The following is a 19951-nucleotide window of genomic DNA, read 5'->3' as shown; positions in this document are numbered from 1 at the left end:
TGAAAAGTTCAATCTGTGTCCTGTAGATGCGATATGATGTCATTGTAGTAGGAGCTGGGCCTGCTGGTATATTTACCGTTTTTCAGGCTGGTATGCTTGGGATGAAGTCTTGTGTTATCGAAGCATTGGATTACCCTGGAGGGCAGTGTAGTATGTTGTATCCAGATAAACCAATATATGATATTCCAGGCTATCCTGAGATTAAAGCATCAGAGTTGATTGATAAATTACTTAAGCAATCTGAGCCTTTTTCTCCTCACTATCAATTTTCTCAATTTGCTGTGGATATTGCATTTAAAAATGACCTTTATTATGTAACCACTTCTAGCCAAAATGTATTTTGCGCGAAGATTGTTATTATTGCAGCAGGCGCTGGTGCTATTGGTCCTAATAAGCCTCCTATACGAAATTTATCAATCTTTGAAAATAAATCAGTATTTTACTATTTGTCTGATAAAAATATTTGTAAAAATAAAGTAGTGCTTATCGCTGGTGGAGGTGATTCAGCAGTAGATTGGGCAATCGATTTATCCAATATAACTAAAAAGCTTTATTTAGTACATAGACGAAATAAATTTCGTGCTATTCCTGCCAGTTTAGAAAAATTGGAATTACTTGTTGCTGCAGGTAAAATAGAGTTGTTAGTGCCTTTTCAACTTAATTCTATCCAAGGAAGTAATGGTGTAATAGATAAAATAGTATTAGATAATCTTAATTATGATTACAAGTATTTGGATATAGATATATTGTTGCCTATGTTTGGTTTATCGCAAGATTTAGGGGCAGTAAAAGATTTTGGATTAGAGATTAAAAATCATCATATACAAGTATTGAATCCATATTACGAAACTAATAGAGAAGGAATATATGCAGTCGGTGATGTTGTTGCATATCCTGGCAAGCTTAAACTAATTCTTACAGCTTTTGCAGAAATCAGTACAGCTCTGCATCACTCTTATAATCGGGTATTTGAAGGTAAAGCACTACATTTCGAACATTCTACCACTAAATTAGCTAAATTAATATCCATTTAGTCTTTGATATGTAATGTTTTTATAAATACAAATAGACCATTTTTATTAATGTTAATAGTGTTATCCTCACCTTCAGGTGGAGGCAAATCAACATTGGCAAAAATGTTGATAGAGTCAGATAAGAGTTTAATTCTTTCAGTTTCTGTTACTTCAAGAAAAGCTAGAAATTGTGAACGGGATTCAGTAGATTATTTTTTTAAAACTGATCAAGAATTTCAGCAAATGATTGCAAATGAAGAACTACTTGAATATGCCAAAATATATGACCATTGGTATGGAACAGATAAACATTATATATCTTCAAAAATGCTAGAGGGTTATAATATATTACTTGATATTAATTATCAGGGGTTACTACAGATCAAAAATTCTATATACAGGAATAATATATTGAGTATATTTATATTACCTCCTAGTTTATCTGTATTACAGAACAGAATTAGAAGCAGAATGCAGGATAACCCTAGTGTGATTGATTTAAGAATGCAAAGTGCTCTATCTGAAATGAATAATGCTCAATACTATGACTATATAGTAACTAATGATAATCTAATGATAACATTTGATAAAATTAAGAATATCATTTCGTCTCATATTAAAACGTCTGAATCATAAAAATTTATTAATGTTACTTTCTGAGTTTACATTTTATATTAGTTATAATATGTCTTCAAGATCATATGTTATGACATCACCCATCAAGTTATTATTTATGTAATATTCCATTTCCAGACTGAATTCAAATTGTTTGGTAACAGACAATACATCCTCTTTATTTAGGATTCTTTTGAATAGATAGCTAGTATTTTTAAAAAATCCTTACAGTGGTACCACATTATCAAACATTCTATATTTTCCAAAAAGATCTTTAATACTTCCTTTGCTGTTTCTTTTTCTCCATATATATCTTTTCTATTTTCTATCATTTTTTTATTAATAACTCAATTGACTCAAAAATTTTTTCTGAATCATAGAAAGTATAGTGACTCGTTGAAGAGTTGATCTTAGTGCTTTAGCTGCATTAACATCAAATTCTGCTCCATGTTTTATTAATAATTCACCCAACTCATACGCGTTGTTTATAAAAGATAGGCATAGAGGGGTGTTATCATCACTATTTTTTATAATTGGGATCTACTTTAGCATCTTCTAACATGGCTTTTATCTCTACAAAATTTTCTTCTGCTTCTTCAAAATTACCTATCCAGTATTTATTTTTTACGTATTTTTGTGTTATATCAAATAACTTTTCTCTTGCATACTTTCCTGCTTGCACTCCATAATCTGTTAATAGTTTATAAAACTCTGTTAAACCATACATTATTGCTTCATCTAGGACGTTGAATTTTTTATACACGTAACTCACTGTAGTATTCGGATTAGTACCATTTTTTAGCAATAGTGTTATTAGTTCTATATTTCTCTTAAGTTTAACCGCAATAACTAACGCTGTATTCCCTCTTTTATCTTGCGCGTCAATATCTATTGTAGGATCATCTAATAATTTTTAATCTCATTTACATTATCACGTACTACTACTACTGTATCTATAAGACTCGTATCATAGTGTGTTTTGGCTATAGAATCCCTGCTAGAACTTGAAGAATTATAATTACAGCTTAATTCTTCAGTAGATTGGCTGTTATTTATGTATAGCGCATTATTTTTTGAGTTGTTTTCTGTATTTCAAAAATATCATGACCTATATTTTTATTCTGTTTATTCATATTTTTAACTACATATTTCAATTCACATTATACCAAAGATTATAACATAAAATGCTTATAATTTTAAACCTATGAGTTAACCTAGATATTATTTTTATACAATTTGTGTTTTCTGAGTTTATTATTTATTATTTAACTAGCAATTAATTACTTAATTGCATATTATGGTTATATAGCTGGTATTTTGTCTTATTCTTGACATTTTATATAAAAGTTAATACCATATATCAAAGTAGGAATTAGTGGTGTTATTTTTTTTAAATGCAGGAGTTTATTAGAATCAGGGGAGCTAAAGAGCATAACCTAAAGAATGTAGATGTTGATATCCCTAGAGAGAAATTTATAGTTGTAACTGGGTTAAGTGGTTCAGGGAAGTCTTCTTTGGCTTTTGATACTATATATGCTGAAGGTCAGAGGCGATATGTAGAGAGTTTATCTTTTTATGCTAGGCAATTTCTACATTTACATAGTAAACCAGATGTTGAATCTATTGTAGGGTTGTCTCCTGCAATTGCGATTGATCAAAAAACTATATCTAAAAATCCTAGATCTACTGTTGGCACTTTAACAGAGATTTATGACTATATGAGAATTTTATACGCTAGGGCAGGTGTTGTATATTCTCCAGCTACTGGTCTTCCTATTACTAAGCAGTCTCTTTCTCAAATAGTTAGCACTGTGATGTCACTACCTCAATCTACAGAGATTTCTATTTTAGCACCTGTTGTTCGGCAGCAAAAAGGAGAATTTCGTAAAGAGTTTATATCGTTTAAAAAGAATGGTTATACTAAAGTTCAGATAGATGATAGAGTGTATGACATTTCAGATTTACCTAATCTTAATAAAAATCAGTATCATAATATTGAAGTTGTTGTTGATAATTTAGAAATTTCTGATGAATTAGGTAATAGGCTTGCAGATGGCATAGAAACAGCCTTAGACTTAGGGAAGGGGATAGTGTATATTGTTGTAGTTCGGTTACCTCAGGATCATAATTCAGAATATACTATATTACAGAAAATAGTTTTATCTGCAAAATTTGCTTGCCCAGAATCAGGTTTTCAGATAGCAGATTTAGAGCCTAGGCTGTTTTCTTTTAATAGCCCTTTTGGAGCTTGTACTAGATGTGAAGGTATAGGGCAAGAAATGTTGTTTGATGAAGATCTCATGGTACCAGATCAATCATTGAGTATTTTAGATGGTGCTATTGCCCCTTGGAGTAATAATATTCCTAAATTTGTTTTAGAGAAATTTAAAGATTTATCTATACATTATGGTTTTGATCTAAAAGTACGCTTTGCAGATCTTCCTGATAAGATAAAGAAAATTATATTTTATGGTTCAGGTGATGAAAAAATTAAGTTTCAATGTCAAAATTTAAATAAAGTAGAGTCAATAGAAAAGCCATTTGGAGGCATAATTGCTAGTTTAGAACATAAATTAGCTAAAAGTGATTCTAGTATTATTAAAGATGAATTATTGAAATTTACTTCTAAACGTCGTTGTAGTTCATGTAGAGGTTATAGGTTAAAATTTGAATCATTATGTATTAAAATTGGGCAGATGCATATAGGGGCATTATCTGATCAAAAAGTTTCAGAATTATATAGGTGGTTTTCAGAAATTGAATCTATTTTAGATACCACACAAAAGGTCATTGCTGCTCCTATAGTAAAAGAAATAAGATCAAGATTATCTTTTTTAGTAAATGTAGGGCTCGGATACATAACTCTTTCGAGAGCAGCTAATACACTTTCTGGTGGAGAAGGGCAGCGCATAAGGCTTGCATCACAAATTGGCTCTGGACTTAGCGGAGTATTATATGTGTTGGATGAGCCTTCTATAGGTTTACACCAAAAAGATAATAGCAATTTAATTCAAACTTTAGAAGATTTAAGAGACTTAGGTAATACTGTAATAGTTGTAGAACATGATGAAGATACTATGATCAGTGCTGATTATATAATTGATGTTGGTCCTGGGGCAGGGATAGATGGTGGAGAAATAGTTGCTCAGGGAACAATAAATGAAATAAAAAAATCTACTCGAAGTATTACAGCGCAATATCTCACAAAAAAGCAGTACATCGCTGTACCTAGTAAGCTACGTACCGCTGAATGTAATAAAATATTAGAGTTATCAGGAGCTAAAGCTAATAATTTAAAAAATATAAAATTATCGCTACAACTAGGATTATTCACAGTAATTACAGGTGTTTCTGGTAGCGGTAAATCTAGTCTTATCATAGATACCTTATATAAAGCTGCAATAAAGTTTTTAGATCCTAAATCTAAAATTTGTCCTGGTGAGTATTTATCAATTCGTGGATTAGAAAATATAGATAAAGTTATAGATATTAATCAATCTCCTATAGGTCGTACTCCCAGATCTAACCCTGCAACCTATACAGGGGTTTTTTCCTATATTAGAGATTGGTTTGCTGAATTGGTTGAATCTAAAGTACGTGGATATAAAGTAGGACGTTTTTCTTTTAATGTACAAGGAGGAAGATGTGAATCATGTCATGGAGATGGATTAATCAAAATAGAGATGTATTTTTTATCTGATATATATATAAAATGTGATGTGTGTGGTGGTAAAAGATATAACAATGAAACATTAGAGATAAAATTTAATGATAATAATATTTCAGATGTTTTAAATATGACTGTTACAGAAGCTGTAGTGTTTTTTAAAAATATGCCTTCTATATATGAAAAGCTCACTACTTTAGAAGAAGTGGGGTTAGGATATGTTAAGATTGGTCAGTCTGCTACGACTCTATCTGGAGGAGAAGCGCAAAGGATAAAATTAGCAAAAGAGTTATCAAAAAAATCTACAGGTAGGACATTATATATATTAGATGAACCCACTACAGGTTTGCATATTCATGATATTAAAAAATTATTATCAGTATTGCATAAATTGGTAGATAAAGGTAATACTGTAGTAGTGATTGAACATAATATGGAAGTAATTAAAACAGCTGATTATGTTATAGATATGGGACCGGAAGGTGGAGATCATGGAGGAGAAATTTTAGTAGAAGGTCCTCCATCTCTTATAGCAGCAACAGATAAAAGTTATACAGGGCATTATTTAAAGCCTTATTTATATCCTATGTAAATGTTTAAAATTTAGGAATTAAATGGATTATCTACTGGTATTTTTATGGATGAATCTTCAATAGATGATATAGAGTTAGCTAAGTTTAACAAAAATTATGATCAGTGGTGGGATCCTAAATCTGAATTTTCAATCTTACATAAAATACATCCAGTAAGAGTAGAGTATTTATTTTCTACTCTTACTTCTTATTTTAATACTAGTGACTGTTCTGCTATTGACGTAGTTGATATAGGATGTGGAGGTGGTTTGATATCTTCATCTCTTGCTAAGAAAGGTTTTAATGTTATTGGTATAGACCCTAGTGAATCTAATATAGCCTCAGCAAGGCATCATTGTAGACTACATAATTTATCTGTCACATACCTATGTTCTAGCATTGAAGATTATTTGAAATTAGGTAAAAAATTTCATGTAGTATTATGTTTAGAAGTAGTAGAGCATGTGAGTAATATACAAAAATTTATACTGAATTTATCTTCTTTAGTAGAATCTAATGGTGTATTGATTATATCCACTATCAACAGAAATATTAAATCTTATATATATTCTATATTAATAGGTGAATATGTGTTACGCTGGTTACCTAGAAATACTCATAATTATTCTAAATTTATTAAACCTTCTGAGTTAAATATGATGCTAAAAACCACTAATTTAAAATTGGTGAAGTTAAATGGTTTAAATTTTAATATTCTTCATAATCAATGGTTTATATCAGATGATGTAGATGTTAATTATTTTGCTGTATTTAAATAATAGTTAATTTAATTAGAACCAGTTGTTTATTTATAAGACATCAATTAATGCAACATAATTTACAATTTAATATTTTAGTTGTTATTACTATATTTTTACTAAATATAATGATAAGTTTTCTTTTATATCATTATACTTTGGTAGAAAATGTTGTGATCAGGAGGTCATTAGAAACCAATAAGAATTTGGCTACTCAATATTATCAGAATTTTTTTTTAAGGTACAACAAAGAGTATTTTTATAAAGGATTTAAAGTTAATAATTTAGAGTTAGATCAAAAATATTTGAATGATTTCAAACAATTATCAAAGGCTTTTTTTGCAAATATAAGTTCTACTGTGAGTATTCTTAATATATCGAATAACCAAGTTTCTGAATTTGAACTTCATTCCTTTAGGGATGATACTCAATATCCTTATAAAAATCTTTTGTTGCCGTTCGATAGCTTTTTTTTAAGAAGATATTACAATATTGATTTTCAATTCGATGCATTATATAAAGGAATAGATATCAATACATTACATTATTCAAAATTGGATCAATTATTGTTTACTAGTTATATACCAGTTTTTTATTTTTTAGAAAATGGTAATCAACACTGCTTGGTATTACAGGTGAAAACTAATGTTTCAGGATCATTAAATGATATTATAAGATTAGATAGAAATTTTGTGTTAATGATATTAATATCTTCTATTACTTTATTAACTGTAGTTGCTTCTTATAAAAATTATTATATGAGAAGTTATAGAAATAGGATAAGATCCTTTATTGATTATTATACTGTACATGCACGTAATGATATAGTAAAAAACGTACAGTCAGAGTTTTTGTCAACTGTTAGCCATGAATTAAGGACGCCACTAAATTCTATAATAGGCTTTTCAGATATTATATTATCGCAAAATCATGATATAATTAATGATCAACTCAAATTGCGCGATTATATAAAAAACATTAACCAATCTGGTAAGAAGCTTTTAGATATTATAAATGATATTTTAGATTTTGCGCAAATATCTTCTAATAATATGAAGATAGATAATCTAGAATTAGATTTGAATAAAGTAATTTTATCTGTATTAAGATTAGTTGAATCTATGGTATTTGAACAGGATATTACATTAGTTACTAAAATAGAAGAAAGCCATGTTATAGTGAATGCTGATTCTAAAAGGTTAAAGCAAGTGTTACTGCATTTATTGCATAATGCTATACAAATTACACCTTGTGGAGGAGTTATAATATTTTCTGTAACAAAAGATAAATCAGAAAATTTAGTATATATCACTATAATAGATAATGGTGTAAGAAAAGATGAAGCTGAAAGAAGTGATAATATGTATCGCTTCTTTGGTTTTCAAGAAATAGATTCTGAAAATGAATATCCAAATACAGTGTTAGGTTTACCTATAACTAAAAAAATCATTGAGATGATGAATGGTAAAATAGAGATAGATATACAAACAGGTATTGCTACTAAGATTAGTATATTGCTGCCATATACAGAAGATATAACAGATTTTACTAAATTTTGATATAGTGAACTATGATTACGCGTTTTGCTCCTTCTCCTACAGGATATTTACATGTAGGAAATGCTAGAGTAGCTTTAATAAATTGGCTATTTACTAGACAATCTAAAGGAAAATTCTTATTAAGAATAGATGATACTGATACGATGAGAAGTAATGACTTGTATAAGGATGTTTTACTTGAAGATTTATTGTGGCTTGGACTCAATTGGGATGGTATTTCTTATCAATCAAAGCGAATGGAGAGGTATCAACAAATCAAATCTCTTTTATTGTCAAAGGGCTTGATATATGAATGCTATGAAAATATTCAGGAATTAGCAATCAAAAAGGATAAGTTGATACAGAATAATTTACCCCCTATATATGATCGCAGTAGTTTAAATTTAACTCACGATAGAAAGGAGTATTTAAAATCCATTGGTATTAAGCCTTACTATAGGTTTTTATTAGATAAAGAGGAAGTAATATGGAACGATGTATTACGAGGAAAATTACGATATAGCACTAAACATTTAAGTGATCCCATAGTTATTAAATCTAACGGTGAGTCTACATATATGTTGTGTTCAGTAGTGGATGATATTGATTTTGGAATCACTCATATCATTAGAGGAGAAGATCACATCAGCAATACTGCAATACAGATACAGATATTTAAGGCATTAGGTGTTTTAGATCTTCCTAAATTTGGACATCTAAGTTTATTGAAGTCAGATGATAATAAAATTTCTAAAACTCAAGGAGGATTTTCTATATCTGCAATCAGAGAATTTGGTATAGAAGCAATCTCCGTTAACAACATGTTATCATCTATTGGTAGTTCGTCATATCAACAAAGTTGTAAGTCATTATATGAAATATTAGATCATTTTGATATTTTATCTTATTCAAATCATCCAGTATCATATTCGATAGATAACTTGGTTAAGATAAATCACAAAATTATTAATAGTTATAGTTATGCTGATATTGCTGATAAGTTGAAACCATTAATATCATATAGTAGTAATATAAGTGAAAATTATTGGTATATGCTAGCACCTCACCTTAAAATATTTGGTGATATAGTTCAGTGGGATTCTGTATTTAATAATTTTATATATCCTGATGTTGATATTACTCATCTTGAGTTGATCAAAATAGCAGTTAAGCATATTCCAGATATAATTAATGATGAACAATGGAAATTGTGGATTCAGTCAATATCTTCTCAATTTAAAGTAAAAAAAAATAATATATTAAAAATTCTAAGATTTATACTAACAGGTAGAAATGAAGGCCCGGAATTACAACAAATTGCAATATTTTTAGGGAGAGATCAGATATTAAAAAGACTAAATTGGCAGATTGAAGATATTAATAAAAAGATAAACAATTAAGTCAATGCATAGTTATAAATATTTTATAGCAGAATTTTTTGTAACATTTTGTTACCTTGGTAAGGTAAAATATGCTCCAGGAACATGGGGTTCTCTGATATCTGTGATAATATACTTTTGTGTGATTTATATAAATATTAGTAATATACAAAATATAGTACTTATCACCTTAGTTATTAATTGTATAATACTGATTATATCTAGATTTCTTATTTCAATTTATAGTAGAGAATATAATCATTATGATAGGCAAGAAATTATCATAGACGAAATTATTGGACAGTTTTTTACTTTGATATTTTCTCCTTTATCTTTTTGGATGGTTGATTTACAAAATATTTGTGTGTTTAGTCAATCCATACATTTGTTTCAGGATTTCAACTCCCATATCTTAGTATTTAGTGTAACATCATTTATTTGTTTTAGGATATTTGATATATTAAAACCTTGGCCAATTTATTATCTAGAAAAAACATTTAACAATAGTTTTGGTGTATTAATAGATGATTTATTAGCATCATGTTTTGCAATCATCACTCAGCATAGTATTTTATTTGTGATCAACTATATGCTAAGAACAACTTAATTTTGATCTGTTACGATACATATTTAGCTGCTTGTAAACTATTGTTTTTTTTAATATCTATACTGATAGTAGTAAATTTATACTTGCTTGAATAGTACATGGCTTAGTATATTAAAATTATCTAATACCGTGCCTGTACCTTTAGCAACACATTCTAGTGGATTATTTGCAATTACTACAGGAAGTTTAGTAGATTGACTTAGTACATAATCTAAATTGCTTAGTAGCGCTCCTCCTCCGGACATTACTATTCCTTTGTCTACTATATCAGATGCTAATTCTGGCGGCATAGATTCAAGTGCTATCTTAACAGATTCTATTATCTGCGCAATTGCGTCATTTAGGCTATCTGCTATCTGTGATTCATTTAGTTCTATTTCTTTAGGAATACCTAATATCAAGTCACGTCCTTTTACTATCATTGTTTTGATATTTGATTTATCTAGCACATATGCTGAGCCTATGTTTTTTTTAATTTTTTCTGCTGTTGCATCTCCTATAAATAAATTATAGTGCCTCCTGATATACGATATTATTGCATTATCCATTTTGTTGCCACCTACTCTAACAGAGTTTGAATATACTATCCCTCCTAGTGATAACACTGCTACTTCTGTTGTGCCTCCTCCTATATCAACTATCATAGATCCTGTTGGTTCTATGACGGGTAACCCTGCTCCTATAGCTGCAGCCATAGGTTCTTCTATCAGTAGTACTTCTCTTGCTCCTGAACCTTCGGCTGCTTCTTGTATTGCCCTACGTTCTACAGGAGTAGAGCATGAAGGAACACATACTAATATTCTAGCACCTTTAAGCATGATTTTTTTTGCATGTGCTTTTCTAATAAAATATTTTAACATTTCCTCTGCAGCTCTAAAATCTGCTATTACTCCATCTTGCAAAGGTCTTTTGACTTCTATATCAGGAGGTGTTTTTCCTAGCATCATTTTGGCTTCATATCCAAATGCATAAGGTTTATATACCCCTTTATCTTTGATCATTGCTATTACAGATGGCTCATTTAATACTATACCTTTATTTTTTGTATAGACTAAAACATTTGCGGTACCAAGATCTATAGCTATATCTGATATAAACATCTCAATTAGTTTATTAATTCTGTTTTTCATATAGTTCGATTATGTATGGTGACAGTAATTATTAGATAAAATAATTTGTTTATCTAATGCTGTGGCAAGGCCTATTATATCAAGTTTCATTACTATGTAAAATAATAAAGTTACTTATTCCTATTATTGATATAATTAATAAGCCTATAGAGAATATTGGGTGTAATCCTGAGTATACTAATATTTTTATAATAATTTCAGACATGAAGTAAATCATTACACCAGATATTAATTTTATTACCATAACGTAATTTTTCTTAGTTTTTGTTCTACTCACTTTTGTATAACAAAATGCTATTAACACCATTGAAGCAGCTAATATAGGCCTAAATAATTTTTTATAATAGCATATTTTGTAATTTGTTTCTGGTATGCCTAGTTTTATTAATCTATTGATTTGTGATTTTAAGTTCCATAATGTTAAACGCTCTGGTTTTATGATCTGGCTAACCATGTTATCGATAGAAAGTGATGTAGGTACGTATAGTATTTCGTGTTTAAGCATTTCAGCACCATTAATATTATTGATACTAATGGTGGTATTAAATATTTTGAGTATAGATCCGCTAATTTCTAGTACGTCTGCATCTAATCTCTGTTTAAGTGAATTTTGATGATCGAATTCTAGTATGGTAGCACCATAGATTTTGTTCTGATTTTGATTAATTGAATTAGCTTGTATAAAGCGTTTAATACCATTTATTGTTTCTAGGAAGTAAATTTTAGATTTTGATATAATAAAATTATTATTTTTATTCTTTATAATTACTGACGCTATACTATCATATTTAGCAATAGAAGTTACTGCAATCGGATCTAATAATAATAGCAATATATTCCATAATATAACAATTACTACAGTAATTATTATTATTTGGAGCATTGAAATTTTGTTAGTTAATACAATTAGTAACTCATTTGTGTTTAATATGTGATTTAAGAAAAAAACTGTACTAATAAATCCTATTAAAGATGAAATTTCATTTATTATATGTGGAATCTTTAACATTATGAGTTGCCAAAATATTGAAGCTGGGACTTCATAAGATTTAAATTTTTGTAATGTATCGAATGAGTTGGCTATTATAATAATGAATACTGCTATCAATGATACTATCAGTAGATAATATAAAAATATCATTGCAAAATAATTTCTTAAAATTGGAGCACGTATTACAAACACCAGTAATTCTATTGTATTAAATGGTGGGCCTAGCAGGATTTGAACCTACGACCATACCGTTATGAGCGGTGCGCTCTAACCAACTGAGCTATAGGCCCTGAACTTCTTAGTAAGCTCCGGGGGTATTTTATGTTATTGACCTTATCTATGTAATCAAATATTGATATCACCGCAATAAGAGTCAAATATTTTTTAGCCTCTTTATCATTAATGCAGCTACTAAATGAAAAATATGAACACAAACGGATGATATACAGTTTATACTAATATGTCAAATACTTATCTTACTGATTATGCATAGTAAATCTTTGATGATTAGATAAATTACAAAATAAATCATATTGAATGTTTTAAAAATTTGTTATAGAGTTTCTTTGTTCGAAAATATGTAGCAATTAAAGTATATAAAAGAAATGAAAATCAGCATTGCTTCTTTGAAGGATTTTATTGATAGTAATTTGGAGTATTCAGATATTCTGAAAATTATTATTGATTTAGGATTTGAAGCAGAGAAATTAATAACACATAATAGCCTCTTAGAGCAATTTACTGTAGGTAAAGTTATTTCTGTAGATTTTCATCCCAATGCTGATTTATTAAAAATTTGTCAAATTCAGTATGATAATAATCAGGATATTCACTATTTACAGTTAGTGTGTGGAGCACCTAACGTTAGGGCAGGTATGAATGTTGTACTTGCTAAACCTGGAGCAATAATTCCGAAAACTGGTCTTAAATTAAAAAAATCTAAAATCAGAAGTGTTGTCAGTGAAGCGATGTTGTGTTCTGCATATGAATTAGATATTAATTCAGACAACGAAAATATTTTAGAATTAGAACAAAATGCTGTAATAGGGGAATCTGTAGCGAAATATCTCGATAGTAATGATATAATATTAGATATTGCTATTCCAAGTAATAGACCTGATATGCAAAGTTTGTACGGTTTAGCTAGAGAATTATCATGCCATGAATTAATAACACTGAAACCAATACAAATCCCTAGTTTGCATCCAACTTTTTTTCCTAAAACTCAGTTTAAGTTATTAAATCCTGATATTTGTAGTATATTTAGCTTTAGAGAGATAAAAAATATTAATAATCGTTTAGATAATAATTCCCCTACTATTGTACGGATTAGAAAACTTTTATCAGATTTAGATATTATCTCTGTATCTCCTGTAGTTGATATTGCAAATTATATTGGTTATAAGTTTGGTCAACCACTACATGTATATGACTTAGACAAAATTTCTAATAACTTAGCCGTAGATGTATTATCAGAAGATTATTTATTCAAAGCTTTAAATGGCAAGGAATATTGTTTAACTAGTGGTGATATAATAGTGAGAGATGGTCACTCTGTAGAATGTCTTGCAGGAATAATAGGAGCTCAAGGCTCAGCATGTTCTGAGCATACAACTAATATCTTAGTAGAATCTGCAGTTTTTAATTCTCAATCAATATTACACAGTGGAAGGAGGTTAAATATTAATACAGCGTCAAGATATCTCTTTGAAAGAGGTGTAGACCCGGATTTTACTATTAAAAGTTTAGAGTATTTTACTGATTTACTTGTCTCTATATGTGGAGGAGAGATATCTGAAATTAATTCTTACAATAATATTGCTAATATATCTATTACACCTATACAATTCGATATTAATTGCATTAAGTCTTATACAGGGTTTGAATTACAATATAATATTATATATTCTATTTTAGAAAAACTGAGATTTAAAATTATAGACGTTAATCAGAATCTATTGTCAATTTCTGTTCCAGCTTGGCGTAAAGATTTAAATAGTCAAGAAGATATCATAGAAGAAGTGGTTAGAGTTTATGGTTATGATAATATTCCTGTGATTCCATTACCACTTAATAAAATTCAGGTAATACCCAAACAACATACCAATAGCCTAGAAATTAAGAAGATTTTATCTGTTAGGGGATATAATGAAGTCATTAGTTACTCATTTATGAATAAAGATAAGGCATCTAGATTCTGCGATTTACAAGATGAATTTATGATAATGAATCCTATTACATCTGATTTGAATTACATGAGACCATATATCTTACCAAATTTACTTGATATAGTTAGAAACAATTTAAGAAGATCAGTAAAAAATCTTGCTATTTTTGAAGTAGGGCAAGTATTTAATACTATGGTAAAAAGTGAAATTGCTGATGATATATCTGTATCTGGGGTGCGCTTGGGGTTATATCAGGATAAAAATGTCCATTTCTCTGATAGATATGTAGATGTTTTTGATATAAAATCTGATGTGTATCTTATATTGAGGCATTTAGGGTTTGATACCGATATTGATATTATGTTAGATGATAGAGTACAACATGACTATCTACATCCTACTCGCTCTATATGTTTATCTACTAATGATAGTAATATTTTTGGTTTTTTTGGTGAAATCCATCCTATTACATTGCAGAAATATGATATTTGTAATTTACCAGTATTAGGGTTTGAGATAAATTTATCTAAACTTTTGTCTTGTATAATTCCTAAAACTAAGCAATATTTTCATCGTTCAGATTATCAATTAATCACTAGAGATTATTCTTTTATCATTGATAAATCTCAAAAAATAGGGACAATTATTAATTTTATTAGAAATATAGACTTAACATTAATTAAATCAGTTAAGTTGTTTGATATTCATGAATTATCAGATTCACCAGATAGTAATGAGCACTCTATAGCGATTTCCATTGTTATTCAAGATGATTATAAAACTCTTTTAGAAAAAGATATAGAACATCTAAATCATAAGATTATTAGTCAAGTACAAAAGAAATTTGGGGCTGTATTACGCGATTATTGAGAAATTATATGTGATATTAATGATTATAATGATTATGATGATTAATCAACTACAATCCTAGATTGCTAGGTATTTCTTGTTTTAAAAGATTCACTCAATGAGTATTGACTTATAGATTTTAATGTTACACATTATCAATGTATTGTTATAGTCTTACTATTGTCAGAATACAAAATGATTTTATTTAATTATTTAAGTTTTGATAGAAATTGCTTGAATTTTCTTTTAGTTTGTTATATCCGTTACAATTTTTTGGATAACTTGTATAATGCGTTGTTGTCAAAGAGACATATCCACTGTGCTACATTTGAATAGTATTGACTACAAATATTATTTTAACTAATATTTTGCCTATCAATTATTTAAGAATCTTTTATATAATAATCAAGAAATTGTAGAGTATTTTAATTCTTATCTAACTAATTAAGTGTGAAGGGATAGTAATTAGAATACAGTACATCAACCAAACGTGTAAATAAAGCCAGGGTGTTATGATATTTTATGTATTACAGAGTAAAACATACGGTAAGCATATAATATGTTTAACAGTATCAGTAGAACAACCAAAACAAACTCTACACTGATAGCATATTGGTATTTTATAGCAGAAGACATTTTATTCACAATATACACCGTATAATTAATAATGATTGGTAGTATAATTTTTCATCACTTGTTTAGTAAGTCTTTTAAAATGCCAAAGATCAATCCAGTATATCTAATAGAATTTGATTATCATCCCTCTTTACAATATTAAGGACATCACTTATATCGCATCTATTAGATATTAATATTTTTTTTAACAATTTCTTTTAATAGAAGTAACACTGTTAATAGCAAAATATTTAACTAGAAATTCTGATCTTTCTTATTAAATATTCATTTTATAGCTATAACAACTTATCTTTGTTCTATAATCTGATGCTTAATCTTCAAATTAGACAATCTCTTCTGTAAATTCTTTTCAGTATCTTACATATTGCAGAGTTATCCTACATCACAAAATTAATCACATCAGAGCTATGGCTATCTCCTGCGTCACCCAATATTGTTGCATTATCTATTATCGTCATATCTTTAAAATCTAAATCTTCATATGCTGCGTGCTTTAATTTGCCTGCATGATCAAGTTGAGATTTTTCAAAATCTTCTGCCTGTTTCTTTAAAAATTCTTCTATCTTTTCTGCCTCTTCCTCCTCTTTTGCCTTCGCTTCTTTTGCTTTCCTTCCTTCTTCTTCTTCCTGTCTTTTCTTTTCTGCTTCTTCCCTTGCACGGGCTGCTTCCGCTTCTTTTAGTTTCCTTGCTGCTTCTTCCCTTGCATGGGCAGCTTCTGCTTCTTTTAGTTTCTTGCTACTTCTTCCCTTGCCGGGCTGCTTCCGCTTCTTTTGCTTTCTTTGCTGCTTCTTCCCTTGCATGGGCAGCTTCTGCTTCTTTTATTTTCCTTGCTGTTTCTTCTCTATCACGTGCAGCCTCAGCCTCTCTTGCTTGTCTTTCCATCTCTCTCACTCTTTCTCTAGAATTATATTCTGCAACCGTTACTCTAGTTCTTTCTGGAAATCTGCTTTCTCCTCTTCCATATCCTGGGAATCTGACTGTCCTGCTGATTCTCCGGCTAAAATTGCGCCTCCAACTATTGCTGCTGCTCCCATACTTACCTCACTATTTTTTTTTAATTAAAAGAAATAACATATATTAATTAAACTATAGGATGTAACTAACATATGCCCAGCATTCTATTTTAAGTTGATTCGACATTATAGAAATTATCTTTAAGTGAAGAGGTATTTTTATTATAAGTTGTATTTATAACACTAATATGAACTTTAATCTTAAGATATATGTGTATATGAAGCTCTTTGAATGCAAATATTATTCTAGGATTCTAGTTGATCGCCGCTAACTATGATAATAAAAAACATCTCCCACTATCTTAATGTTATAAGAAATAGAGTAAACTATTTCCTATCAACTATTTTCAATCAAGTCCTTTAATATCAGCTCTACTTCTTCTATAGTTAGGCTAACTATAGAAGCAATTTCTTCTACTGTGAAGTCGTTTCTAAACAGTGATCTTGTTATGCTTTCTATAGTATTTAGATTCTCTTTATATTCTTTATATTCTTTTGTAGGATTATCAGTATGTAACTTCATATTTTCTTTATATTGTCTGTATCCTTTGGTAGGATCATCAGGATATAACACTTCTCCTAAATCTTTTGGTTCTTCATCAGGGTTATTATCAAGTATAATTTTTGCTACTATATCTTGTAATTTCTTTATCATTTGCATTTTAGTCATCTTTTTCGTATTGAGTTTATAGTCAACTAATAACAACTCTAACTTTTTCTGCTGATCATTATAAAATTCTAATTCTCCCTCTAACTCTGTGTTCACCTCATAAAGTTCAGAATTATCCTGGTTTAACTGCCTATTATCTTCCTCTGTCTTGTGCAAATAATCCGATGTAATATCCAATGCTTCTTCTTTTGGTTTAAATAACATCATGACGGATGATGCAAGCATTGCTAATAAATATGCATATACGAATCTTGCAGATATATTTTCATCTGCTACCTCATGCANNACAGCATAGANCTGATATAAGAATTTGGCTACCCAATATCCTACAATATTCATCAATATCGTCATNTTCCAGCCTACNANNTAAGCCATGATAAATATNTTNGNTGNNAATATCCCAAATGANATCANGCTATGNTTNGTTATCATTACAAAAAATGTGTTGAANACTCCTAACATTAAGAATATTGAGACATACCACAGGACCAATGTTATCTTGCTATCTAAAAAGTCATCTCTGTAGGGCAGCATTGTNGAAAGNAGTGACGCTACTGATATTGCTATCATCATTATATATATCGATGTCTGCAGGGATGANTTAAGATTGATTCTATGACCATANATTATAGCTAATGTCGACAATATTGANAAAAATCCGAATACAGTGAATCTTATCTCGTATCTCTCCAGATTTGCCTGAAAATATTCNCCAGACATAANATCAAATAAAAAACTCNTCAACTCTTTGAAGTTATTNTTTCTTTCCTTTCTTAAAAANACTAAATATGAATCTGCTTTTGCTCTGATTATGAAGCCCCCTTCTTTACCCCTTGAGTAATGCAATACTAAAATCATTAATGTAGTAACTGCTGCTGCTATGACTGATGGCTCAATTGATAANAACAATTTACTCAGTACTATAGCACTAAATCCTGCACCCATCGATATCAATATTACATTCTTCTCTGTNCTAAANCCAAATATCGTTAATAACAATACTGGGATTACCATNCCCAANNTAAAANANNTTNNNNANNANNANCAANTTTNAATAAATNATNTTCTAAAAANGCNAATCCTAACCCTAATAANCCTAAAAANANTGAAAAAGATTTAGCTGCATATAACTGATGCACAGGATTNTNACTAGGCCATAAATCATTAGCAAAAGTTACTGCTGCNGTATTAATCCAAGAGTCAGCTGTAGACATNGACATNGCTATNACTCCTANTATTAATATTCCTGCTATTCCAGTAAAAAATGAATATTCNTTTACTATATGTGGTANTANTGAGTNNGGATCTAATTTNGGATTAANANNAAAAAGNGATACAGGNATNATANNTANCATNATNNNTGNAATNATTAAAACAATTGNTGANATTNNCANNGCNTTNCTNANTTTTNCNAGNTTACTNCCAANCAGTANTCTNTGNGCCATNGTAGGANTCAAAAGATTNGATAGAAAAAANNNNAANAATAAACTNNNCATNTTCCAGAANGATNNATNNNTNAANNANCAAATATTTNTTTTAGATTNAANTTTTTNTGTTGANANAANNNANNNANNTTTGTNTNNNCACTNTTGNNAGNAGATTGNANNANNANNANTCCNATNATNATNATNGNNANNGATAANGNAAGAAANTGTATAATATCNGTNTATACNACTGATTTTATNCCTCCTATAGNAGAATATAATGTTACNAACAAAGCTGAAAATANCANNGANAANANAGCNNTATTNCCNGTAAAATACTCNAANATTNTACNNAANANTTTNAATTGTANNGNNANCATTCCNATAGNNTTANTAATNATGGTTANAGATATNNTATANCTNATNNNTTTNCCATANNTTNNACNAANTGCTTNAGCTATNGATATATTNCCTAAAAAATCTTGNATNCTTGGTATNATAANAAATGCNANNANNNATNAATGCTANATNAGNTACCNACNNCTANNGANNANNNAATAAAANCCNTNNNTATANNTNTNAGNNAGNNTNANNGAAAANNCACTCCCACTCANNTANGTAGCNACNATNGTTGCNACTAGCGCNCCCACAGANAAATTTCTATTNCCNAGAGCGAAGAATTTAAATGTCTTAACTGNNAAGATATTNTTTAGCCCTGTCCAGCAGATTATACCAATAAATACTATTATTATTGATTTATCNGCAAACTCTAATGGGATTTTAATTGATTCCACTATATTATTTCCTTTTATTAGTAACTTAACCCGTAGATTATCTATTATTTTAATATCCACTACAATAGGATTTTAACGGTATTTAAATAATATATTAATAAATGTGGCTTTGTAACAATATATTTAG

General features: G+C 29.2%; 13 protein-coding genes and 1 tRNA gene. 8 read left to right on the top strand and 6 right to left on the bottom strand.

All coding sequences use genetic code 11. The features are described 5' to 3' along the window. The first annotated feature begins 26 nt into the window (after positions 1-26). A complete protein-coding gene (locus IHI24_RS02430) occupies positions 27-1034 on the top strand; it encodes an NAD(P)/FAD-dependent oxidoreductase (RefSeq protein ID WP_194966480.1) in 1008 nt (335 codons plus the stop codon). Positions 1035-1082: 48 nt separating this feature from the next. Beyond that, positions 1083-1649: a guanylate kinase gene (gene gmk, locus IHI24_RS02425; protein WP_194966479.1), complete on the top strand. Its 567-nt coding sequence runs from the start codon at positions 1083-1085 to the stop codon at positions 1647-1649. 499 nt (positions 1650-2148) lie between these two features. Here the strand turns inward: gmk and IHI24_RS02420 are convergent, their stop codons facing one another. After that, the gene (locus IHI24_RS02420) at positions 2149-2514 is read right to left on the bottom strand and encodes an ankyrin repeat domain-containing protein (RefSeq protein ID WP_324187234.1); all 366 of its coding nucleotides are present in this window, start codon (positions 2512-2514) and stop codon (positions 2149-2151) included. A 508-nt stretch (positions 2515-3022) separates the two neighbouring features. Here IHI24_RS02420 and uvrA point away from each other — a divergent pair. From uvrA to IHI24_RS02395, 5 genes are all read left to right on the top strand, one after another. Then, entirely contained in the window at positions 3023-5887 is a 2865-nt protein-coding gene (gene uvrA / locus IHI24_RS02415) for an excinuclease ABC subunit UvrA (RefSeq protein WP_194966477.1), read from the top strand. Positions 5888-5932: 45 nt separating this feature from the next. Beyond that, positions 5933-6646 (top strand): bifunctional 2-polyprenyl-6-hydroxyphenol methylase/3-demethylubiquinol 3-O-methyltransferase UbiG, encoded by a 714-nt coding sequence (ubiG, locus tag IHI24_RS02410; RefSeq protein ID WP_194966476.1) that lies wholly within the window; start codon positions 5933-5935, stop codon positions 6644-6646. 107 nt (positions 6647-6753) lie between these two features. After that, positions 6754-8184 (top strand): sensor histidine kinase, encoded by a 1431-nt coding sequence (locus tag IHI24_RS02405; protein WP_194966475.1) that lies wholly within the window; start codon positions 6754-6756, stop codon positions 8182-8184. A gap of 11 nt (positions 8185-8195) precedes the next feature. Next, positions 8196-9563: a glutamate--tRNA ligase gene (gltX, locus tag IHI24_RS02400; RefSeq protein ID WP_194966474.1), complete on the top strand. Its 1368-nt coding sequence runs from the start codon at positions 8196-8198 to the stop codon at positions 9561-9563. A 4-nt stretch (positions 9564-9567) separates the two neighbouring features. Then, positions 9568-10149, top strand: coding sequence for a phosphatidylglycerophosphatase A family protein (locus IHI24_RS02395; RefSeq protein ID WP_194966473.1), 582 nt, complete (start codon positions 9568-9570; stop codon positions 10147-10149). A gap of 77 nt (positions 10150-10226) precedes the next feature. Here the strand turns inward: IHI24_RS02395 and IHI24_RS02390 are convergent, their stop codons facing one another. The 3 genes from IHI24_RS02390 to IHI24_RS02380 form a co-directional block, all read right to left on the bottom strand. Further along, the gene (locus IHI24_RS02390) at positions 10227-11279 is read right to left on the bottom strand and encodes a rod shape-determining protein (protein WP_324187233.1); all 1053 of its coding nucleotides are present in this window, start codon (positions 11277-11279) and stop codon (positions 10227-10229) included. A gap of 79 nt (positions 11280-11358) precedes the next feature. Next, the gene (locus IHI24_RS02385) at positions 11359-12462 is read right to left on the bottom strand and encodes an LptF/LptG family permease (protein WP_194966472.1); all 1104 of its coding nucleotides are present in this window, start codon (positions 12460-12462) and stop codon (positions 11359-11361) included. 21 nt (positions 12463-12483) lie between these two features. After that, a tRNA-Ile gene (locus IHI24_RS02380) sits at positions 12484-12560 on the bottom strand. A 315-nt stretch (positions 12561-12875) separates the two neighbouring features. Between IHI24_RS02380 and pheT the strand changes: the two genes are divergently transcribed. Further along, positions 12876-15308 carry a phenylalanine--tRNA ligase subunit beta gene (gene pheT / locus IHI24_RS02375; RefSeq protein WP_194966471.1) on the top strand — a complete coding sequence of 811 codons (2433 nt, stop codon included), beginning with the start codon at positions 12876-12878 and terminating at the stop codon, positions 15306-15308. A 992-nt stretch (positions 15309-16300) separates the two neighbouring features. Here pheT and IHI24_RS02370 read toward each other — a convergent pair. Next, positions 16301-16723 (bottom strand): hypothetical protein, encoded by a 423-nt coding sequence (locus IHI24_RS02370; protein WP_194966470.1) that lies wholly within the window; start codon positions 16721-16723, stop codon positions 16301-16303. Beyond that, complete coding sequence (locus IHI24_RS02365; protein WP_194966469.1) at positions 16659-16805, bottom strand: hypothetical protein; 147 nt, start codon at positions 16803-16805, stop codon at positions 16659-16661. Before IHI24_RS02365 ends, IHI24_RS02370 begins: the two co-directional genes overlap by 65 nt. Positions 16806-19951: the final 3146 nt, after the last annotated feature.

This window comes from Rickettsia endosymbiont of Cardiosporidium cionae (assembly GCF_015476335.1).
Classification (GTDB): Bacteria; Pseudomonadota; Alphaproteobacteria; order Rickettsiales; family Rickettsiaceae; genus JADHZC01.
The sequence above is the reverse complement of the archived record's forward strand: the minus strand, read 5'-3'. Positions and strand labels throughout refer to the sequence as shown.

What these genes read in the sequence shown, in the direction of transcription:
- IHI24_RS02430 (WP_194966480.1), top strand. Translation starts at nt 27, where the DNA reads ATGCGATATGATGTCATTGTAGTAGGAGCTGGGCCTGCTGGTATATTT.
- IHI24_RS02395 (WP_194966473.1), top strand. Translation starts at nt 9,568, where the DNA reads ATGCATAGTTATAAATATTTTATAGCAGAATTTTTTGTAACATTTTGT.
- uvrA (WP_194966477.1), top strand. Translation starts at nt 3,023, where the DNA reads ATGCAGGAGTTTATTAGAATCAGGGGAGCTAAAGAGCATAACCTAAAG.
- pheT (WP_194966471.1), top strand. Translation starts at nt 12,876, where the DNA reads ATGAAAATCAGCATTGCTTCTTTGAAGGATTTTATTGATAGTAATTTG.
- IHI24_RS02390 (WP_324187233.1), bottom strand. Translation starts at nt 11,279, where the DNA reads ATGAAAAACAGAATTAATAAACTAATTGAGATGTTTATATCAGATATA.
- IHI24_RS02365 (WP_194966469.1), bottom strand. Translation starts at nt 16,805, where the DNA reads ATGGAAAGACAAGCAAGAGAGGCTGAGGCTGCACGTGATAGAGAAGAA.
- ubiG (WP_194966476.1), top strand. Translation starts at nt 5,933, where the DNA reads ATGGATGAATCTTCAATAGATGATATAGAGTTAGCTAAGTTTAACAAA.
- IHI24_RS02405 (WP_194966475.1), top strand. Translation starts at nt 6,754, where the DNA reads ATGATAAGTTTTCTTTTATATCATTATACTTTGGTAGAAAATGTTGTG.
- IHI24_RS02370 (WP_194966470.1), bottom strand. Translation starts at nt 16,723, where the DNA reads ATGCAAGGGAAGAAGCAGCAAAGAAAGCAAAAGAAGCGGAAGCAGCCC.
- gmk (WP_194966479.1), top strand. Translation starts at nt 1,083, where the DNA reads ATGTTAATAGTGTTATCCTCACCTTCAGGTGGAGGCAAATCAACATTG.
- gltX (WP_194966474.1), top strand. Translation starts at nt 8,196, where the DNA reads ATGATTACGCGTTTTGCTCCTTCTCCTACAGGATATTTACATGTAGGA.